Annotated in this window: 9 protein-coding genes; 4 read left to right on the top strand and 5 right to left on the bottom strand. The window is 60.1% G+C overall.

Translation table 11 applies throughout. The features are described 5' to 3' along the window. Positions 1–19 precede the first annotated feature (19 nt). A complete protein-coding gene (gene putA, locus FEZ21_RS01765) occupies positions 20–3973 on the bottom strand; it encodes a trifunctional transcriptional regulator/proline dehydrogenase/L-glutamate gamma-semialdehyde dehydrogenase (RefSeq protein WP_160626313.1) in 3954 nt (1317 codons plus the stop codon). Between the two features lie 510 nt (positions 3974–4483). On the opposite strand from putA, the gene putP reads away from it, so the two are divergent. Beyond that, positions 4484–5971 (top strand): sodium/proline symporter PutP, encoded by a 1488-nt coding sequence (putP, locus tag FEZ21_RS01760; RefSeq protein ID WP_003438880.1) that lies wholly within the window; start codon positions 4484–4486, stop codon positions 5969–5971. A gap of 188 nt (positions 5972–6159) precedes the next feature. Beyond that, positions 6160–6996, top strand: a complete 837-nt coding sequence (locus tag FEZ21_RS01755) for a 23S rRNA (adenine(2030)-N(6))-methyltransferase RlmJ (protein ID WP_003438881.1) — start codon at positions 6160–6162, stop codon at positions 6994–6996. Positions 6997–7093: 97 nt separating this feature from the next. On the opposite strand, the gene msrA is transcribed toward FEZ21_RS01755, so the two are convergent. From msrA to aceE, 4 genes are all read right to left on the bottom strand, one after another. Further along, positions 7094–7744 carry a peptide-methionine (S)-S-oxide reductase MsrA gene (msrA, locus tag FEZ21_RS01750; RefSeq protein ID WP_003438892.1) on the bottom strand — a complete coding sequence of 217 codons (651 nt, stop codon included), beginning with the start codon at positions 7742–7744 and terminating at the stop codon, positions 7094–7096. Positions 7745–7811: 67 nt separating this feature from the next. Then, positions 7812–10508: a GGDEF and EAL domain-containing protein gene (locus FEZ21_RS01745; protein WP_003438895.1), complete on the bottom strand. Its 2697-nt coding sequence runs from the start codon at positions 10506–10508 to the stop codon at positions 7812–7814. Positions 10509–10885: 377 nt separating this feature from the next. After that, the gene (gene aceF / locus FEZ21_RS01740) at positions 10886–12529 is read right to left on the bottom strand and encodes a dihydrolipoyllysine-residue acetyltransferase (RefSeq protein ID WP_160626311.1); all 1644 of its coding nucleotides are present in this window, start codon (positions 12527–12529) and stop codon (positions 10886–10888) included. 11 nt (positions 12530–12540) lie between these two features. After that, the gene (gene aceE / locus FEZ21_RS01735) at positions 12541–15186 is read right to left on the bottom strand and encodes a pyruvate dehydrogenase (acetyl-transferring), homodimeric type (RefSeq protein ID WP_003438900.1); all 2646 of its coding nucleotides are present in this window, start codon (positions 15184–15186) and stop codon (positions 12541–12543) included. 384 nt (positions 15187–15570) lie between these two features. Here aceE and glnE point away from each other — a divergent pair, with 384 nt between their 5' ends. After that, positions 15571–18513 carry a bifunctional [glutamate--ammonia ligase]-adenylyl-L-tyrosine phosphorylase/[glutamate--ammonia-ligase] adenylyltransferase gene (gene glnE, locus FEZ21_RS01730; RefSeq protein ID WP_160626309.1) on the top strand — a complete coding sequence of 981 codons (2943 nt, stop codon included), beginning with the start codon at positions 15571–15573 and terminating at the stop codon, positions 18511–18513. Between the two features lie 85 nt (positions 18514–18598). Continuing rightward, positions 18599–19522: a branched-chain amino acid transaminase gene (locus FEZ21_RS01725; protein WP_003438904.1), complete on the top strand. Its 924-nt coding sequence runs from the start codon at positions 18599–18601 to the stop codon at positions 19520–19522. Positions 19523–19585: the final 63 nt, after the last annotated feature.

Genomic DNA, 19585 nt, shown 5'->3' with positions numbered 1-19585 from the left:
TTCGCGTTTCAGCCTGCTATCAGCCGATTGTCATCAAGCTTGCGTTACCGCCAGCGGCAGCGGTGTTGACGCTCAGTGCGCGCTCGATCACCAGGCGTTCCAGGGCGATGCTGGTTTCGCCTTGGGACAGACCCTGTACGCCAACGATGGCGCCCGGACGTTTTGCCACTTGCTGGCAGACGTCACGCAGCTGATCGCAGTCGCCGTGATGGACAACGGCGTCGAAGATGACATCGTCCTTGGTCCAGTCAGGCACCAGGGTAATGCGCGCCTTCACTTCTTTTGGCAGGCGTGCAACCAGTGCTTTGGCCAGTTCGCTTTCCGGCAGGACTGCCGAGCTGCCTACGGCCAGGACCGCAGCCAGCTGGGTCAGCAGGTCAGTTTCAACTTCGGCCAGGCACAGTACGTGCTCGCGCGGCAGGATGGCGTAGCTGTTGCGTTCGCCGGTCGGGCCGTTGAGCAGGCGGGTGATGCCGCTTTGCGAGTGAGCCTCGTACTCGGCGCACAGTTCAGCCAGCGCCGCTTGCTGGTTGCTGCTGGCCCAGGCTTGCAGGGCGTGCAGCGGTTTGCTCAGCGCTTCGCGGGCCTGGGTGTCCGGTACGGTGATGGCGTCGACTTTGGCGAACGATTGTTCGATCGCGTTGGCCGGACGGGTCGACAGCAGGCGGTACAGGTACAGCGGGCCGCCGGCTTTCGGGCCGGTGCCGGACAGGCCTTCACCGCCAAAGGGTTGCACGCCGACCACGGCGCCTACGATGTTGCGGTTGACGTAGACGTTACCGGCATTGACGTTGTTGACCACCTTGGCGATGGTTTCGTCGATACGGGTGTGCACGCCCAGCGTCAGGCCGTAACCCGAAGCGTTGATCTGTGCGATCAGCTGGTCGATGTCTTTGCGCTTGTAGCGCACCACGTGCAGGACCGGGCCGAAGATTTCGCGTTCCAGCTCGTCAAAGCTTTCCAGCTCAATCAGGGTCGGCATCACGAAGGTGCCGCGTTTGCACTCTTCGATGTCGGCAATGGCCATCTGGTAGACATTGCGCCCTTTATCACGCATGCCCTGGATGTGCTGTTCGATTCCGGCCTTGGCTTCGGCGTCGATCACCGGGCCAATGTCCACGTTCAGACGTTCCGGGTTGCCCATGCGCGATTCGGCCATGGCACCTTTGAGCATTTCGATGACGCGGTCTGCCGAGTCTTCCTGCAGGCACAGTACGCGCAGGGCAGAGCAACGCTGACCGGCGCTGTCGAAGGCCGAGGACACCACGTCGATGACCACTTGTTCGGTGAGTGCCGAGGAGTCGACGATCATGGCGTTCTGGCCGCCGGTTTCGGCGATCAGCGGGATTGGACGGCCCTGGGCATCCAGGCGGCCGGCCACGTTGCGTTGCAGCAAGCGTGCGACTTCGGTGGAGCCGGTGAACATCACACCCTTGACCCGATCGTCACCGACCAGACGGGCACCTACGGTTTCGCCACGGCCCGGCAGCAATTGCAGCACGCCCTCGGGAATACCGGCTTCGAGCAGAATGCGTACCGCCTGGGCAGCCACCAGCGGCGTTTGTTCCGCAGGCTTGGCCAGTACCGGGTTGCCGGCAGCCAGCGCTGCAGCCACCTGGCCGCTGAAGATGGCCAGCGGGAAGTTCCACGGGCTGATGCAGACCACCGGGCCCAGCGGGCGGTGGGCGTCGTTGGTCAGATCGTTGCGTGCCTGCACTGCGTAGTAACGCAGGAAGTCGACCGCTTCACGGACTTCGGCGATGGCGTTGGCGAAGGTCTTGCCGGCTTCACGGGCCAGCAGGCCCATCAGTGGCTGGATCTCGGCTTCCATCAGGTCGGCAGCACGCTCCAGAATCGCCGCGCGCTCGGCGGGCGGGGTGGCCTGCCAGATCGGGGCTGTGCTCAGGGCACACTGGATGGCGTTGTCGGCGTCTTCAATCGTGGCTTCTTGCACGTAACCGACGATGTCACGCAGGTCGGACGGGTTGAGTACCGCTGCAGCCACTTCGTTGCTCGACGGGCAGCCGAGCATTGGCGCGGCTTTCCAGTCGTTATGGGCCGAGGCCAGCAGGGCGCAGGACAGCGACGCCAGACGGTGTTCGTTGGCCATGTCGATGCCGCTGGAGTTGGCGCGTTCGCTACCGTACAGGTCACGCGGCAGCGGGATGCGCGGGTGCGGCAAGCCGAAGCCGCCTTCCGCGGTCGCCATCTGCTCGATCTGGCTCACTGGATCGGCCACCAACTGGTGGATCGAAATCGAGTGGTCGGCGATGCGGTTGACGAACGAGGTGTTCGCGCCGTTTTCCAGCAGGCGACGTACCAGGTACGCCAGCAGGGTTTCGTGGGTGCCGACCGGTGCGTACACGCGGCACGGACGGTTCAGCTTGCCTTCGGAAACCTTGCCTACCACTTGCTCGTACAGAGGTTCGCCCATGCCGTGCAGGCACTGGAACTCGTACTGACCCGGGTAGTAGTTCTGACCGGCGAGGTGGTAGATGGCCGACAGGGTGTGGGCGTTGTGCGTGGCGAACTGCGGGTAGATGGCCTCAGGTACGGCCAGCAGTTTTTTCGCGCAAGCAATGTAGGAAACGTCGGTGTACACCTTGCGGGTGTAGACCGGATAGCCTTCCAGGCCTTCGACCTGGGCGCGCTTGATTTCGCTGTCCCAGTACGCGCCTTTTACCAGGCGGATCATCAGGCGGTGACGGCTGCGGCGTGCCAGGTCGATCACGTAGTCGATCACGTACGGGCAACGCTTCTGGTAAGCCTGGATCACGAACCCGATACCGTTCCAGCCGCTCAGTTGTGGCTCGAAGCACAGACGCTCCAGCAGGTCGAGCGACAGTTCAAGACGGTCGGCTTCTTCGGCGTCGATGTTGAGGCCGATGTCATATTGTTTGGCCAGCAGGGTCAGCGACAGCAGGATCGGGTACAGCTCGTCCATTACGCGTTCGTACTGGGCGCGGCTGTAGCGCGGGTGCAGGGCCGACAGCTTGATCGAAATGCCCGGGCCTTCGTAAATGCCGCGACCGTTGGAGGCTTTGCCGATCGAGTGGATGGCCTGCTCGTAAGACGCGAGGTACTTTTGCGCGTCATGGGCGGTCAGGGCCGCTTCGCCGAGCATGTCGTAGGAATAGCGGAAGCCTTTGGCTTCAAAGCGCGTGGCGTTGGCCAGGGCTTCGGCGATGGTTTCGCCGGTTACAAACTGTTCGCCCATCAGGCGCATGGCCATGTCGACGCCCTTGCGGATCATCGGCTCGCCGCTTTTGCCGATGATGCGGCTCAGGGAGGAGGTCAGGCCTGCTTCGTTATGGGTCGAGACCAGCTTGCCGGTCAGCAGCAAGCCCCAGGTCGCGGCGTTAACGAACAGCGACGGGCTGTTGCCCAGGTGCGGGTGCCAGTTGCCGGTGCTGATCTTGTCGCGGATCAGGGCGTCACGGGTGCCTTTGTCCGGGATCCGCAGCAGCGCTTCGGCCAGACACATCAGTGCCACGCCTTCCTGGGACGACAGGGAAAACTCTTGCAGCAGGCCCTGGACGATCCCGGCACGGCCACCGGCGCTCTTCTGATTGCGCAGTTTTTCGGCAATCGAGGCCGCCAGGGTCTGGGTCGCTTCAGCCATTGGCGCGGGCAGGCGTGCCTGCTCCAGCAGCATGGGTACCACTTCCGGTTCCGGACGGCGGTAGGCCGAGGTGATGGCTGCGCGCAACACGGATTGCGGCAGGATGCTTTCTGCGAACTCCAGGAAGCACTGATGCGCGTGATCGGCGTGCGCGTCGTCGGCGTCATCGCTGGTAATGCCAGGGATGCCGCTCAACTCATTCAGGGTTGCACCACCCTCGAGTTTTTCCAGGTAATTGAAGATTGCCTGCTTGATCAGCCAGTGTGGCGTGCGATCAATCGAGGTCGCGGCGGCTTTGAGGCGCTCGCGGGTTGGGTCGTCGAGTTTGACCCCAAGGGTGGTGGTAGCCATATTTTTATCCTCATGGGTGCCACATTTGCGTGGCAGCAGCTGGCGGCAAGATTAGCGCTGCGCTGAAGCAGGTGCAACCTAGTGCAACCCGTTTTCTGTCGGAAAAAATCGGCGGTGTGTCTAACCCGAATGTAGGAGCGAGCTTGCTCGCGAGATCTTGAGGGCTTGTGAGGAAAAACTCGCGAGCAAGCTCGCTCCTACAGGGTGGGTTGTATTTAGGCAGTAACAGGGACTTCTTGCTCCGAAAAGGAGCAAAAAAGCTCAATTGAGTTGAAAATGCGACAAGGTGCAACTAGGACGGCAAAAACTGGTTGCACCTTATTTGCTTTGTTGCATAGCATCCGCGGTTAAGGTGCAACCTCGAAATACAGATTGGTTCATCGGCTGGTGGATTTTCTGGGGAAACATCAGTCATAAATGCGCGGCCAGGTTAATCGTCTCAGACAGGACGTTTGTGAGCGTACGGCCAGACCGCCGCTAAACATAAAAACAATGCCAGGGCTTAACTCAATGATTGTAAGTAACCCAACCCTGATCACGTTCGTGATCTATATCTCGGCAATGGTGCTGATCGGCTTTATGGCCTATCGCTCCACCAACAACCTTTCTGACTATATTCTCGGTGGCCGTAGCCTGGGCAGCGTAGTGACTGCATTGTCCGCTGGCGCCTCCGACATGAGCGGCTGGTTGTTGATGGGTTTGCCGGGCGCGATCTATATGTCCGGGCTGTCGGAAAGCTGGATTGCCATCGGTCTGGTGACCGGTGCCTACCTGAACTGGCTGTTTGTTGCCGGCCGTCTGCGGGTGCAGACCGAGCACAACGGTGATGCGCTGACCCTGCCGGATTACTTCTCCAGCCGTTTTGAAGACCAAAGCGGACTGTTGCGAATTATCTCGGCAATCGTGATTCTGGTGTTCTTCACCATCTACTGCGCTTCCGGCATCGTGGCCGGTGCCCGCCTGTTTGAAAGCACCTTCGGCATGTCTTACGAGACTGCGCTGTGGGCCGGTGCTGCAGCGACCATCGCTTACACCTTCGTCGGTGGTTTTCTGGCGGTCAGCTGGACAGACACCGTACAAGCAACCCTGATGATCTTCGCGCTGATCCTGACGCCGATTATCGTGCTGCTGGCCACGGGTGGCGTTGATACCACCTTCCTGGCAATCGAAGCCAACGATCCAAGCAACTTCGACATGCTCAAGGGCACTTCCTTCATCGGCATCATCTCGCTGATGGGCTGGGGTCTGGGTTACTTCGGTCAACCGCACATTCTGGCGCGTTTCATGGCCGCCGATTCGGTGAAGTCGATCGCCAAGGCACGTCGCATTTCCATGACCTGGATGATCCTGTGCCTGGCCGGTACCGTCGCCGTGGGCTTCTTTGGTATTGCTTACTTCTCGGCACACCCGGAAGTGGCAGGTCCTGTGAATGAAAACCCTGAGCGTGTGTTCATCGAACTGGCCAAGCTGCTGTTCAACCCCTGGATTGCCGGTGTCCTGCTGTCGGCCATTCTGGCGGCCGTGATGAGTACCTTGAGCTGCCAGCTGCTGGTGTGCTCCAGCGCCCTGACCGAGGACTTCTACAAATCTTTCCTGCGCAAGAATGCTTCCCAGAAAGAGCTGGTGTGGGTCGGTCGTCTGATGGTGCTGGCCGTTGCGTTGATCGCAATCGCGCTGGCTGCCAACCCCGAGAACCGCGTTCTGGGCCTGGTTAGCTATGCCTGGGCAGGCTTCGGTGCTGCTTTCGGTCCAGTGGTACTGATCTCGGTACTGTGGAAAGGCATGACTCGCAATGGCGCGCTGGCCGGTATTCTGGTGGGTGCAGTCACTGTGATCGTGTGGAAGCAGTTCTCCCTGTTCGGTCTGTACGAAATCATCCCGGGCTTCATCTTTGCCAGCATTGCCATTGTGCTGGTCAGCTCCATGGGCAAAGGCCCAAGCAAGAAGATGATCGAGCGCTTCGACGCTGCCGAGAAAGATTTCCAGCAAAACAGCTAAGTGTTTTGAGCCAGGGCCAGCTCTGCCGGCCTTGAGAAAAGGCCCGTCTCCTTTGGAGGCGGGCCTTTTTTTTGCATTGCGCGGCACCGCTGGCCCTGCCTGGCTGCACCGTTTGGCGCGGCCACGGGCTTAACCCCTGACGTTATTCGCTGCACAGGGTAAACTTCGCCCCCTGCGCAGGAGCAACCATGAACTATCGTCACGCCTTCCACGCCGGCAACCACGCCGACGTCTTTAAACACATTGTCTTGACCCGCCTCATCGCCCTGATGTCGCGTAAAGATCAACCTTTTGCCTACCTCGATACCCACGCCGGGATCGGCTTGTACGACCTCAAGGGCGACCAGGCCAATCGCACGGGTGAGTACCTGGAAGGGATTGCGCGGTTGTGGGGCAAGAAGAATTTGCCGGCGGTGACTGCCGATTACATGCAGGTGCTGAACAAAATGAACCCGGATGGCGAGTTGCGCTACTACCCGGGTTCGCCTGAGCTGGCGCGGTGTTTGACCCGTTCCCAGGATCGCGTGTTGCTGAACGAGAAGCACCCGGAAGACGGTGTGTTGCTCAAAGACAACATGAAAGGCGATCGGCGGGTGGCGGTGCATCTGGGTGAAGGCTGGCATGTGCCGCGGGCACTGCTGCCAGTGGCCGAGAAGCGCGGACTGATGCTGATCGACCCGCCGTTTGAAAAGCTCGATGAGATGAAGCGCTGCGCCGAATCGCTGAAAGATGCGATCAGCCGTATGCGTCAAACCGTGGTGGCGATCTGGTACCCGATCAAGGACAAGCGCCAGTTGCGTCGCTTCTATCAGGACCTGGCAGGTTCAGGTGCGCCGAAATTGCTTCAGGTCGAGTTGTTCGTGCACCCTCTGGACACCCCTGGCAGCCTCAATGGCTCCGGCCTGGCCATTGCCAATCCGCCGTGGGGGCTGGAAGAAGAGCTGCGTGAGTTGATGCCGTGGCTGGCCAAGCATCTGGGGCAGACCCAGGGCGGCTTTCAGATGGAATGGTTGATCGCAGAGTAATTGGCATCAGGCAAAACCAATCGCGAGCAAGCTCGCTCCTACAGGTATCAACTAAACCTGTAGGAGCGAGCTTGCTCGCGATGTTGTTTGTGTCACCTCAAATCGGGCAGGTCACGCCGGTGCCACCGATACCGCAGTAGCCTTCCGGGTTTTTCGCCAGGTATTGCTGGTGATAGGCCTCGGCGAAGTAGACCGTAGGGGCCTGGTCGATTTCGGTGGTAATGGTGCCCAGGCCAGCTTTGGTCAGCTCGGCCTGGAATGCGGCTTTGCTGGCCAGTGCCTCATCCAGCTGTTCCGGTGTGGTGCAGTAGATAACCGACCGGTACTGGGTACCGATGTCGTTGCCCTGGCGCATGCCCTGGGTCGGGTTGTGCAGCTCCCAGAACATTTTCAACAGTTCTGCGTAGCTGACTTTGTCCTGGTCGTAGACCACCAGAACCACTTCGGTATGGCCGGTCAGGCCCGAGCAGACTTCTTCATAGGTCGGGTTCGGGGTGAAGCCGCCGGCGTAGCCCACGACGGTGCTGACTACGCCTTCACGCTGCCAGAACTTGCGTTCTGCGCCCCAGAAACAACCCAGGCCGAAAATGGCAAAGCCGACATTGCCGATAAAGGGGCCCAGCAGCGGGGTGTCTTTGTGTACGAAGTGGTAGTCCGGCAACACCATTGGCGTTTCGCGGCCCGGCAGGGCCTGTTCTTGAGTAGGTAGCACGTTTTTATTCACCAGGATTTCCGAGCGTAAGACCATGTTGCAAGTCCTCTCAGTCAGATTGTAGGAATTAAGATCTGCAGTTTGCCCCAGTGTTACGTCGTTGTCAGGCCAGGGGGCCACGCGGATAGCGTTTGAGTCGGGTCACCAGTTCGCTGCCGGGGATCGGGCGGTCGAACAGGTAACCCTGGCCCACATCGCAACGATGGCGGCGCAGGAACGCCAACTGTGCAGCGGTTTCGATGCCTTCGGCAACCACTTTGAGTTTGAGGTTGTGGGCCATGGCGATCACGGCAGAGGTGATCTCCATGTCGTTCTGGTTGTCCGGGATGTCATTGATAAAGCTGCGGTCGATCTTGAGGATGTCGATCGGGAATTTTTTCAGGTAGCTGAGCGATGAATAACCGGTGCCAAAATCGTCCATGGCCAGGGTCAGGCCGAGCTTTTTGAGCTGATCGAGTTGCAGGCGCGTGTCATCGGTGGCTTCCAGCAGCAGGCCTTCGGTCAGTTCGAGCTCCAGCAGCGAGGCGGGCAGCCGTTCTTCCTTGAGGATGCTGGCAATCGAGGCCACCAGATCCGGGTCGGAAAACTGCTTGGGCGACAAATTGATTGCCACCTGCAGGTTGCCCAGGCCTTCGCCGGCCAGCTGTTTGCTCATGCGGCAGGCCTGGCGAGCGACCCATTTGCCAATCGGAATGATCAACCCGGTTTCTTCGGCCACGCTGATGAACTGGTCAGGGCGGATCATGCCTTTTTCCGGGTGGTTCCAGCGCAGCAGGGCTTCCATGCCCAGCAGCCGGCCGCTGCGCAGGCAGAGTTTGGGCTGGTAGAACACGTCGAGTTCATTTTGCGTCAGGGCCCGGCGCAGATTGTTTTCGACGAAGAGCTTGTAGCTGGCTTCGGCGTTCAGGGCTTCGGTGAACACTTGCACCTGGTGCTTGCCGTTGGCTTTGGCCTTGTGCAGTGCCAGCCCGGCGTTGCGCATCAGGGTTTGCGGGTCGCGCCCGTGCAAGGGCGAGCAGGCGACGCCGACCGAGCCCGTAACGCTGATTAGCTGGTTGTCGACGAACATCGGCTTGTCGAGGGTCATCAGCAGCTGGCTGGCGATTTTCTGCCCGGTCTCCAGGCCCGTGTCATCGAGCAGTACAGCGAATTCGTTACTGGCGAAGCGCGCCAGGTTGTCGCTGGGGTTGAGGCTGTTGCGCAACCGCCTGGCCAGGCTGATCAGCAGTTTGTCGCCAGTCTGGTGGCCGAGGCTGTCATTGATGCGCTTGAAGTTGTCGATGTCTACCAGCAGCAGGCATACCTGGGTGGTGCTGTTGCGGGCGAAGCGCTCATCGAGGTTGCGAATGAACGCCGGGCGGTTGCCCAGATTGGTCAGGTTGTCGGTGTAGGCCAGACGCTCGATGCGCTGCTGTGCCAGTTTGGAGTCGGTGATGTCTTCGTAAATGCCGATGTAATGGGTCAGTTCACGGTTGTCGCCATAGACCTTGGAGATCGACATCTGGCCCCAGTAGGGCTCCAGGTTTTTGCGCCGGCTTTTGAATTCGCCTTGCCAGCTATTGCCTTTGCTCAGGCTTGAGTGCGCATCAAACAGCAGATCGCTGAGGTTCTCCAGTGCGGGCAGTTCCGACAGCTTGTGCCCCTGCACTTCGTCGGAACTGTACTGGGTGATGGCGGTAAAGCTGGGGTTGACGTATTCGACCACTCCCATGCAGTTGACCAGCAGGAAAGCGTTGGCGCTTTGTTCCACCGCCCGCTGGAACAGGTGCAGGGCGTTGGTGGCGGTACGTCGGTTGTGGTTGTTGATGACTTGGGCGAACTGGTCAGCCAGTTCGCCGGCAAAGGCAATTTCATCCGCCTGCCAGACCCGGGTTTTGCCGGTTTGCTCCAGGCACAGCACGCCGACCACCTGGCCGTCGATGCGGATACTGGCATCGAGCATGGCGTTGGCATCGCGTCGACCCGGGCTCGCCATCAGCTCGCGGGTGCGCGGGTCATGGTTGGCATTCTGGGCATCGATGGAGCGACTGGTGTGCAGGGCTTCGAGATAGTCCGGAAACGCGCTGGCGTCGAAAATTCCCTGCTCGACAAAGGCCTGGCTTTCGCGCTGATACGCAGAGATAGGCAGCAGCTGGTTGCCTTCAAGGTTCCACAGGCTGGCGCCGTCCACTTGATAAATCTCGCAGGCGCTACGGGTAATCAGTTCCGCTGCCTCTTGCAGCGAGTTGTGCTGGCTATACCGGTGGCGGGCCAGCAGCAGGATCAGATCCTGTTGCGCCCGCACCCGCTCCAGATGCTGGAGTTGCTCTTGCTGGGCCCGCTGGTTGAGCTCCAGGGCGATGTGCAGGCGGCTGTGCTGGGTTTCGGGCCCGGCTGGCGGCGCAGCAGGCAGTGCGCTGTTGACCGCGCTTTCGACCACCAGCAGGTAGCCGCGCAGCAAGTGCCGATTGTGCTGTTTGTAAGCTTCGCCCAGCTCCATCAGGTTCAGCGCGCCCTGGGGGGTGTGCAGGGTGTAATGCACCACGTAGTGGGGGCTGGTCCTGAGTTGCAGTTCAATCGCGTCATGCAGCTGGTAGCGGGCCTTGGGCTCCATCAGGCTGGCATAGGGCGAGCCGGTGAGCGCGCACAGCTCTGCCGCTGGCAGGCCAAACTGGCGTTCGCAGTGGGGGTCCAGGTAGAGCAGTGCCCAGCTGGCTTCATTAAGCCGTTCGAAACGCAGCATGCCGAGCCTGGAGGGCACGGGTAACTGGGTCACGACCTCGGCTGCCATACGCAGGGCAGCATCGGGTTGGCTTTTCATTAAGACACTCGCTTTACAAATGCTGATTGCACACGGGCTGGCGCCCTGTTCCTGCGGTCTGTGGTCTGCGGCAAGGTTGCATCAAGCTCACGACGCTGACAAGTGAGCATGCAGGCTCAGGTCGCTATCGGCAGGCTTGCCGATAGCTGCAGGTTGTCCGTCGGCTGTTACGCTTTTATGACTCGCCGGCTTCAGGGGCCGGCAGGCTGTAATCATCCCTGGCAAGCCGGCTCCCGCAGGTTTATGGGGGAAGCGGCTGGCCAGCAAAAAATGCGGGCAAAAAAAGCCCCGCCAAACGGGCGGGGTTGAGGTACGAGCGTGGCGCTCGGAAAACTGTGCGCTACTCCGGCCTTCCCTGGGGAAGGCCGGGGCGTGGCTTACAACAGGATGGTGCGGATGTCGCCCAGCAAGTCGCTCAGGCGCTTGGTGAAGCGTGCAGCTGCTGCGCCGTTGATCACACGGTGATCGTAGGACAGCGACAGCGGCAGCATCAGTTTCGGCTGGAAGGCTTTGCCGTCCCAGACTGGCTGGATGGTTGCCTTGGAAACGCCGAGGATCGCCACTTCCGGTGCGTTGACGATCGGCGTGAAGCCGGTGCCGCCAATGTGCCCGAGGCTGGAAATGGTGAAGCAGGCGCCCTGCATGTCGTCAGCGGTGAGCTTCTTGTCGCGGGCCTTGGCAGCCAGTGCGGCGGCCTCGGCAGCAAGCTGCAACAGGCTTTTCTGGTCGACGTTTTTGATCACAGGGACCAGCAGGCCATCCGGGGTGTCTACGGCAAAGCCGATGTTGACGTACTTCTTGCGGATGATCGCTTTGCCGCTTGGCGCCAGCGAGCTGTTGAAGTCCGGCATTTCCTTGAGCAGGTGGGCGCAGGACTTGAGCAGCAGAGGCAGTACGGTCAGCTTGACGCCGGCTTTTTCTGCGACGGCTTTTTGCGCGACGCGGAAGGCTTCCAGCTCGGTGATGTCAGCCTGGTCGAACTGGGTCACGTGCGGGATGTTCAGCCAGCTGCGGTGCAGGCTCGACGCGCCGATTTGCATCAGGCGGGTCATGGCCACTTCTTCAACTTCGCCGAAGCGGCTGAAGTCCACTACCGGGATCGGAGGAATGCCCGCGCCGCCGGTTGCACCGGCTGCCGGAGCTTCCTTGGCCTTCTGCATCATGGTTTTGACGTAAGCCTGCACGTCTTCTTTGATCACACGACCATGGGGGCCGCTTGGGCTGACCGCGCTCAGCTCGACGCCGAACTCGCGGGCCAGTTGACGCACGGCGGGGCCGGCGTGAACTTTGGCACCGCTTGCTGCTGGTGCAGCGGCCGGGGCTGGGGCTGGTGCCGCAGCTTTGGCAGCCGGTGCAACAGGTGCCGCAGCAGGCGCTTCAGCTTTGGCCGCAGCAGGAGCTGCAGCCTGGGCCGGTGCCGCTGGCGCAGCAGCGCCCGCGACCTTGAGCTTGAGGATGAAGTCGCCAGTGCCGACTTCGTCATCCAGCTTGACCGAAATGCTTTCAACCACACCGGCGGCCGGCGATGGAATTTCCATGCTGGCTTTGTCGGATTCGAGGGTGATCAGCGATTGATCAGCCTCAACGGTATCGCCGGCCTTGACCAGGATCTCGATGATCTTGGCTTTGCCCGACGAGCCGATGTCCGGGACGTGAATGTCCTGGACGGTGGATTGTGCAGGTGCTGCAGCCGGGGCCGCAGGGGCCTCGGCAGCAGGGGCGGCAGCCGGTTTTTCTGCAGCGGCAGGTGCCGCTGCAGGGGCTGGTGCTTCAGGGGCTGCAGCACCACCTTCAACTTCCAGCTCCAGCAGTTCGTCGCCTTCTTTCAGGCGGTCGCCCAGCTTGACCTTCAGGCTCTTGACGACGCCGGCCTTGGGAGCAGGGATTTCCATGCTCGCCTTGTCCGACTCCAGGGTCAGGATGCTTTGATCGGCTTCGATACGGTCGCCGACCTTTACAAACAGTTCGATGACTTCGCCGTCACCGCTGCCGATGTCAGGTACTCGAATGAGTTCGCTCACAAAAATTCTCCTCAGCAGTCCAGTGGGTTGCGTTTTTCCGGGTTGATGCCGAACTTGACGATGGCTTCAGCCACCACTTTCGGTTCGATATCGCCACGGTCAGCCAATGCTTCAAGGGCTGCCAACACCACGAAGTGACGGTCTACTTCAAAGAAGTGACGCAGTTTTTTGCGGCTGTCGCTGCGGCCGAAACCATCAGTGCCCAGCACTTTGAATTCCTTGACCGGTACCCACTGACGAATCTGCTCGGCGAACAGCTTCATGTAGTCGGTGGAGGCAATGACCGGACCTTTACGGCCAGTCAGGCACTCTTCGACATAGCTCAGCTGAGGCTTCTGGCCCGGGTGCAGACGGTTGCTGCGCTCAACGGCCAGGCCGTCGCGACGCAGTTCGTTGAAGCTGGTAACGCTCCATACGTCAGCACCGATGTTGAAGTCTTCACGCAGGATTTTCGCCGCTTCACGCACTTCGCGCAGGATGGTGCCGGAGCCCATCAGCTGAACGTGGTGAGCTGCTTCCTTGGTGTCTTCTTCAAGCAGGTACATGCCCTTGACGATGCCTTCCTCAACACCGGCCGGCATGGCTGGCTGCTGGTACGACTCGTTCATCACGGTGATGTAGTAGAAGACGTCCTGTTGCTCTTCGGTCATCTTCTTCATGCCGTCCTGAATGATCACCGCCAGCTCGTAGCCGTAGGTCGGATCAAAGGTGCGGCAGTTCGGGATAGTGCTGGCCAGAATGTGGCTGTGACCGTCTTCGTGCTGCAGGCCTTCACCGTTGAGCGTGGTACGCCCGGCGGTGCCGCCGATCAGGAAGCCACGGGTGCGGCTGTCGCCGGCGGCCCAGGCCAGGTCGCCAATACGCTGGAAACCGAACATCGAGTAGAAGATGTAGAACGGCAGCATTGGCTGGTTGTGGTTGGAGTACGAAGTACCGGCGGCGATGAAGGAGCTCATGGCGCCTGCTTCGTTGATGCCTTCTTCGAGAATCTGACCTTTCTTGTCTTCGCGGTAGAACATCACCTGGTCTTTATCAACCGGCTCGTAGAGCTGGCCGACGGACGAGTAGATGCCCAGTTGGCGGAACATGCCTTCCATACCGAAGGTACGGGCTTCGTCCGGGATGATCGGAACGATGCGCTGACCGATGTCCTTGTCCTTCACCAGCTGTGCCAGGATGCGCACGAACGCCATGGTGGTGGAAATTTCACGGTCGCCGGAACCGTCAAGGATGGCCTTGAGCGTGTCCAGTGGCGGGGTAGGGATGCTCAGGCTCTTGGCGCGGCGCTGAGGGACGAAGCCGCCCAGTGCAGTGCGACGTTCGCTCAGGTAGCGGGCTTCGGCGCTGCCTTCTTCGGGTTTGAAGAATGGCAGGCTTTCGATTTCGTCGTCTTTGACCGGAATGTCGAAACGGTCGCGGAACAGCTTCAGGCTTTCAACATCAACTTTCTTGGTGTTGTGCGCAGTGTTCTTCGCTTCGCCGGCACCGGTGCCATAACCCTTGATGGTCTTGGCCAGGATGACGGTTGGCTGGTTTTTGTGGTTGACCGCTTCGTGGTACGCCGCATAGACCTTGTACGGGTCGTGGCCGCCACGGTTGAGCTTCCAGATCTCGTCGTCGGACAGATCGGCAACCATCGCCTTGAGTTCTGGCGTGTTGAAGAAGTGCTCGCGCACGAACGCGCCGTCTTTGGCTTTGTAGTTCTGGTACTCGCCGTCGATGACTTCGTCCATGCGACGTTGCAGGATACCGTCGACGTCCTTGGCCAGCAGCGGGTCCCAGAAACGGCCCCAGATGACTTTGGTCACGTTCCAGTGAGCGCCGCGGAACACGCCTTCGAGTTCCTGGATGATCTTGCCGTTGCCGCGAACCGGGCCATCAAGGCGCTGCAGGTTGCAGTTGATGACGAAGATCAGGTTGTCGAGGTTTTCGCGGCCTGCCAGGGAGATGGCGCCCAGGGATTCCGGCTCGTCACACTCGCCGTCACCCAGGAAGCACCAGACTTTTTGCTTGCCGGCAGGAATGTAGCCACGGGCTTCCAGGTACTTCATGAAGCGTGCCTGGTAGATCGCCTGGATCGGGCCAAGGCCCATGGATACAGTCGGGAACTGCCAGAAGTCGGGCATCAGCCAAGGGTGCGGGTAGGACGACAGGCCCTGACCGTCGACTTCCTGGCGGAAGTTGTTCATTTGATCTTCGGTGATGCGGCCTTCCATGAACGCGCGGGCGTAAACGCCTGGCGAGGTGTGACCCTGGAAGTAGATCAGGTCGCCGCCATGTTCTTCGGTCGGAGCCTGGAAGAAGTAGTTGAAACCGATGTCATACAGCGTTGCGCTGGAAGCGAAACTGGAGATGTGACCGCCCAGGTCAGAATCTTTCAAGTTCGTGCGCATGACCATCGCCATCGCGTTCCAGCGTACCAGCGAGCGAATGCGGCGTTCCATGAACAGGTCGCCAGGCATGCGTGCTTCGTGGGTAACGGGAATCGTGTTGCGGTATGGCGTGGTGATGGCGTACGGCAGTTGCGAACCGGTGCGTGTAGCGAGCTCACCCATACGGGTCATCAGATAGTGAGCGCGTTCTTCGCCTTCTTTGTCGAGAACCGATTCCAGGGCGTCCAGCCATTCCTGGGTTTCGACGGGATCGAGGTCTTGCATGGCTTGCTCCAGGGCGGAAAGGCTTCCAGAATCGGTTGCCTGAGTTTGCGACTGGCCTTGTGGGCAGACGACATAAATTCTTGGATGACCGGAGGGTTGATTCCGGCGTTGTGTAGTTTTACTACAAATCGTCGGCCATTTCAGCCTTTCGAGTATGTTGCTCAGTAGTAAAACTACAGGAAAGCATAGGGTGCTTGCCTGTTGCGTTGTGTGAAAAATCGATATTGTTAGTGCTTGATTTGCAATTTGATCTTCAGATTGCAGGTTGGCTGCCAATTAAATAGAAATTTCAGCTATTTGTAACCTTTGTTCGACAGTCGGATTTAACCGCTGTTTCTTCCTGTCACCGTACTCGGCAACACCTTCGCCGATCAAGGATAGACCATGAGCCTTCCCTCGCTTGCCGCAATTCCGAGCCTTTTATTGCCACTTGTCAGCCGTAGCGAGCAGTCATGGCGCGCTGCTGTTGCGCAACTTGCCGGCGAGCACGGGCTTGATGACTGGTCGCCAGAGCGCTGGGCTGCCTTTGAGCGGGTGAGTGCGGCGAGCGACTTCTTTATTGAACAGTCATTGCGTGATCCTGTGATGTTGCTTGATCTGGTGCGCAGTGGGGAGCTGGACCGCAGCTTCAAACCTGGTGAGTTGTGCGGGCAAATCGCAGAAGCTGTCGAGACGGCCGCCACCGATGATGAATTGGGGCGCGTGCTGCGGCGTCAGCGCACCCGTCAGCAAATCCGGATTATCTGGCGTGACCTCAACCGCCAGGCCGATCTGGTTGAAACCTGCCGCGACCTGTCGGACATGGCCGATGCCAGCATCGATCAGGCCTATCGCTGGTTGTATCAGCGCCATTGCCAGCAATTCGGTACGCCTACCGGGCATCGCAGTGGCGAACCGCAGCCAATGGTGATTCTGGGGATGGGCAAGCTGGGCGCCGTGGAGCTCAACCTGTCATCGGACATCGACCTGATTTTCGCCTACCCCGAGGGCGGCGAAACCGTCGGGGCAAAGCGTGCGCTGGACAATCAGGAGTTCTTTATCCGTCTGGGCCAGCGCCTGATCAAGGCCCTGGACCCGATGACCGTTGACGGTTTTGTATTCCGTGTCGACATGCGCCTGCGCCCTTATGGTTCCTCGGGGGCCCTGGTGCTGAGTTTCAACGCTCTGGAGCAGTACTACCAGGACCAGGGGCGCGACTGGGAGCGCTACGCCATGATCAAGGCCCGGGTCGTGGCCGGTGATCAGGCGATGGGGGCACAGTTGCTCAGTTTGCTGCGCCCGTTCGTGTACCGGCGCTACCTCGATTTTTCGGCGATAGAAGCCCTGCGCACCATGAAACAGCTGATCCAGCAGGAAGTGCGGCGCAAGGGCATGGCCGACAACATCAAGCTGGGTGCCGGCGGGATTCGTGAAGTCGAGTTTATCGCCCAGGCCTTCCAGCTGATCCACGGCGGCCGCGACCTCAGCCTGCAGCAGCGTCCGCTGCTGACAGTGCTGGGCATTCTCGAAGGCCAGGGCTACCTGCCCGCGCAGGTGGTCAGCGAGTTGCGTGAAGGTTACGAATTTCTGCGTTACACCGAACACGCCATTCAGGCCATTGCCGATCGCCAGACCCAAATGCTGCCGGACACCGAGCAGGATCAGGCGCGCATCGCATTCATGATGGGGTTCGACAGCTGGGCCGCGTTCCATGAACAGTTGATGATGTGGCGCGGCCGTATCGACTGGCATTTCCGTCAGGTGATTGCCGACCCGGACGAAGAAGAGGACATCGACGAAGGTGAGCTGATCGTCGGCGGTGAGTGGTTGCCGTTGTGGGAAGAAGTCCAGGATGACGCCGCGGCCTGCGCGCAACTGCAGGAAGCCGGGTTTGTCGATGCTCCCAATGCCTTGAAGCAACTGGCCAGCCTGCGCTCCAGCCCGCAACTGCGTGCCATGCAGCGTTTGGGACGCGAGCGGCTGGATGCCTTTATTCCGCGTTTGCTGGCTCAGGCGGTCGAACATGCCAACCCCGATCTGGTGCTGGAACGGGTGTTGCCGCTGGTGGAGGCGGTGGCCCGGCGTTCCGCGTATCTAGTGTTGCTGACCGAAAACCCTGACGCCCTGCGGCGCCTGCTGACCCTGTGTGCGGCCAGTCCATGGATTGCCGAACAGATCACCCGCTTCCCGCTGTTGCTCGATGAGTTGCTCAATGAAAGTCGTCTGTTCAAGCCGCCCCTGGCCCCGGAGCTGGCCGCTGAACTGCGCGAACGCCTGACGCGGATCCCCGAGGACGACCTTGAGCAGCAAATGGAGGCCTTGCGTAACTTCAAACTGGCCCACCGCCTGCGGGTTGCGGCCTCGGAAATTGCCGGCAGCCTGCCTTTAATGAAGGTCAGCGACTACCTCACCTGGCTGGCCGAAGCCATTCTGCAACAAGTGCTGGCGCTGGCCTGGCGCCAGACAGTGGCCAAGTACGGCACGCCGCAGCGGGCCGACGGCAGTCTGTGCGATCCCGGTTTCATTATCGTGGGCTATGGCAAAGTGGGCGGGATCGAGCTGGGGCACGGCTCGGATCTGGATCTGGTGTTTATTCACGATGGCGACCCCAACGCTGACACCGATGGTCCCAAGCCCATCGACAGCGCGCAGTTTTTCACCCGTCTGGGCCAGCGCATCATCCACTTGCTGACGGCCCAGACCAACTCCGGGCAGCTGTATGAAGTTGACATGCGCTTGCGCCCGTCAGGCGCTTCAGGGCTGTTGGTCAGTTCGCTCGGCGCTTTCGAGCGCTACCAGCAAAGCGAAGCCTGGACCTGGGAACACCAGGCGCTGGTGCGGGCCCGGGTCCTGGTCGGTTGCAAGCAAGTGGGCGCAGCATTCGAGCAAGTGCGTGCGAGCATTCTGTGCCGGGAGCGCGATTTGCCGACCCTGCGCCAGGAAGTCAGCGAGATGCGGGCCAAAATGCGTGGCAACCTCGGTACCCGGATCACTGCTGCAGGCACCGCGGAAAATGCCTTCCAGGCCACGGTGCCGTTCGACCTCAAGCAGGACGCCGGTGGTATCGTCGATATTGAATTTATGGTGCAATACGCGGCTCTGGCCTGGTCCAGGGAACACCCTGCGGTACTGCGCTACACCGATAACATCCGCATTCTGGAAGGGCTGGAGCAGGACGGGCTGATACCCGCCGCTGATGCTGCCCTGTTGCGCGAGGCTTACAAGGCCTTTCGCGCCGTAGCCCACCGGCAAGCCTTGCAGAAGGAGGCCGGGGTGGTCACGGGGGATCAATTTGTGGTCGAACGTCAACACGTACGGCGCATTTGGTCTGAGCTAGGATTGAGCTAGAAAACGTATCCGGCGGGTTCATAAGGCCCGTCCAATTTGCCTGACGTGTCATGCGCAGGTGCTGGATTCTTTGAGGAGCGTAATGATGTCGATGGCTGATCGTGATGGTGTGATCTGGTATGACGGCAAGCTGGTGCCGTGGCGCGATGCGACAACCCACGTGCTGACCCATACCCTGCACTACGGCATGGGCGTGTTTGAAGGTGTGCGCGCGTATGAAACCCCGCAAGGCCCGGCGATTTTCCGCCTGCAGGCGCACACTGACCGCCTGTTCGATTCGGCCCACATCATGGGCATGAAGATCCCGTTCAGCAAAGACGAAATCAACGAAGCGACCCGCCTGGCGGTGCGTGAAAACAACCTCGACAGCGCCTACATCCGGCCGATGGTGTTCTACGGATCTGAAGCCATGGGCCTGCGTGCCACCGGCCTTAAAGTCCATGTGATCATCGCCCCGTGGAGCTGGGGTGCCTATATGGGCGCCGAAGCCCTGGAAGTCGGGATCAAGGTGCGTACCAGCTCCTTCACCCGTCACCACGTGAACATCTCCATGACCCGGGCCAAGGCCAACGGTCACTACATCAACTCGATGCTGGCCCTGCAGGAAGCGATTTCCGGCGGTGCTGACGAAGCGTTGCTGCTGGACCCGGAAGGCTTCGTGGCTGAAGGCTCGGGCGAAAACGTATTCCTGATCAAGGACGGCGTGATTTACACCCCGGACGTGACGGCTTGCCTGAACGGCATCACCCGCAGCACGATCCTGACCCTGGCCACCGAGCTTGGGTACAAATTTGTAGAAAAACGCATTACCCGGGACGAGGTTTACATCGCCGACGAAGCCTTCTTTACCGGCACTGCCGCTGAAGTGACGCCGATTCGCGAAGTTGACGGGCGACTGATCGGTATTGGCCGTCGCGGTCCGATTACCGAAAAACTGCAAAAAGCCTACTTTGATCTGGTAACCGGCAAGACTACTGCTCACCCAGAGTGGCGTACACTGGTCAAATAAAGCGATATGGCACTACAGCGGGGAGGCGAATGCCTGATTCCCGTCAGTTAAATGAACGCTGTT

Source organism: Pseudomonas sp. 9.1(2019) (genome assembly GCF_009910445.1).
In the GTDB taxonomy this organism is placed as follows: Bacteria; Pseudomonadota; Gammaproteobacteria; order Pseudomonadales; family Pseudomonadaceae; genus Aquipseudomonas; species Aquipseudomonas paraversuta.
The sequence above is the reverse complement of the archived record's forward strand: the minus strand, read 5'-3'. Positions and strand labels throughout refer to the sequence as shown.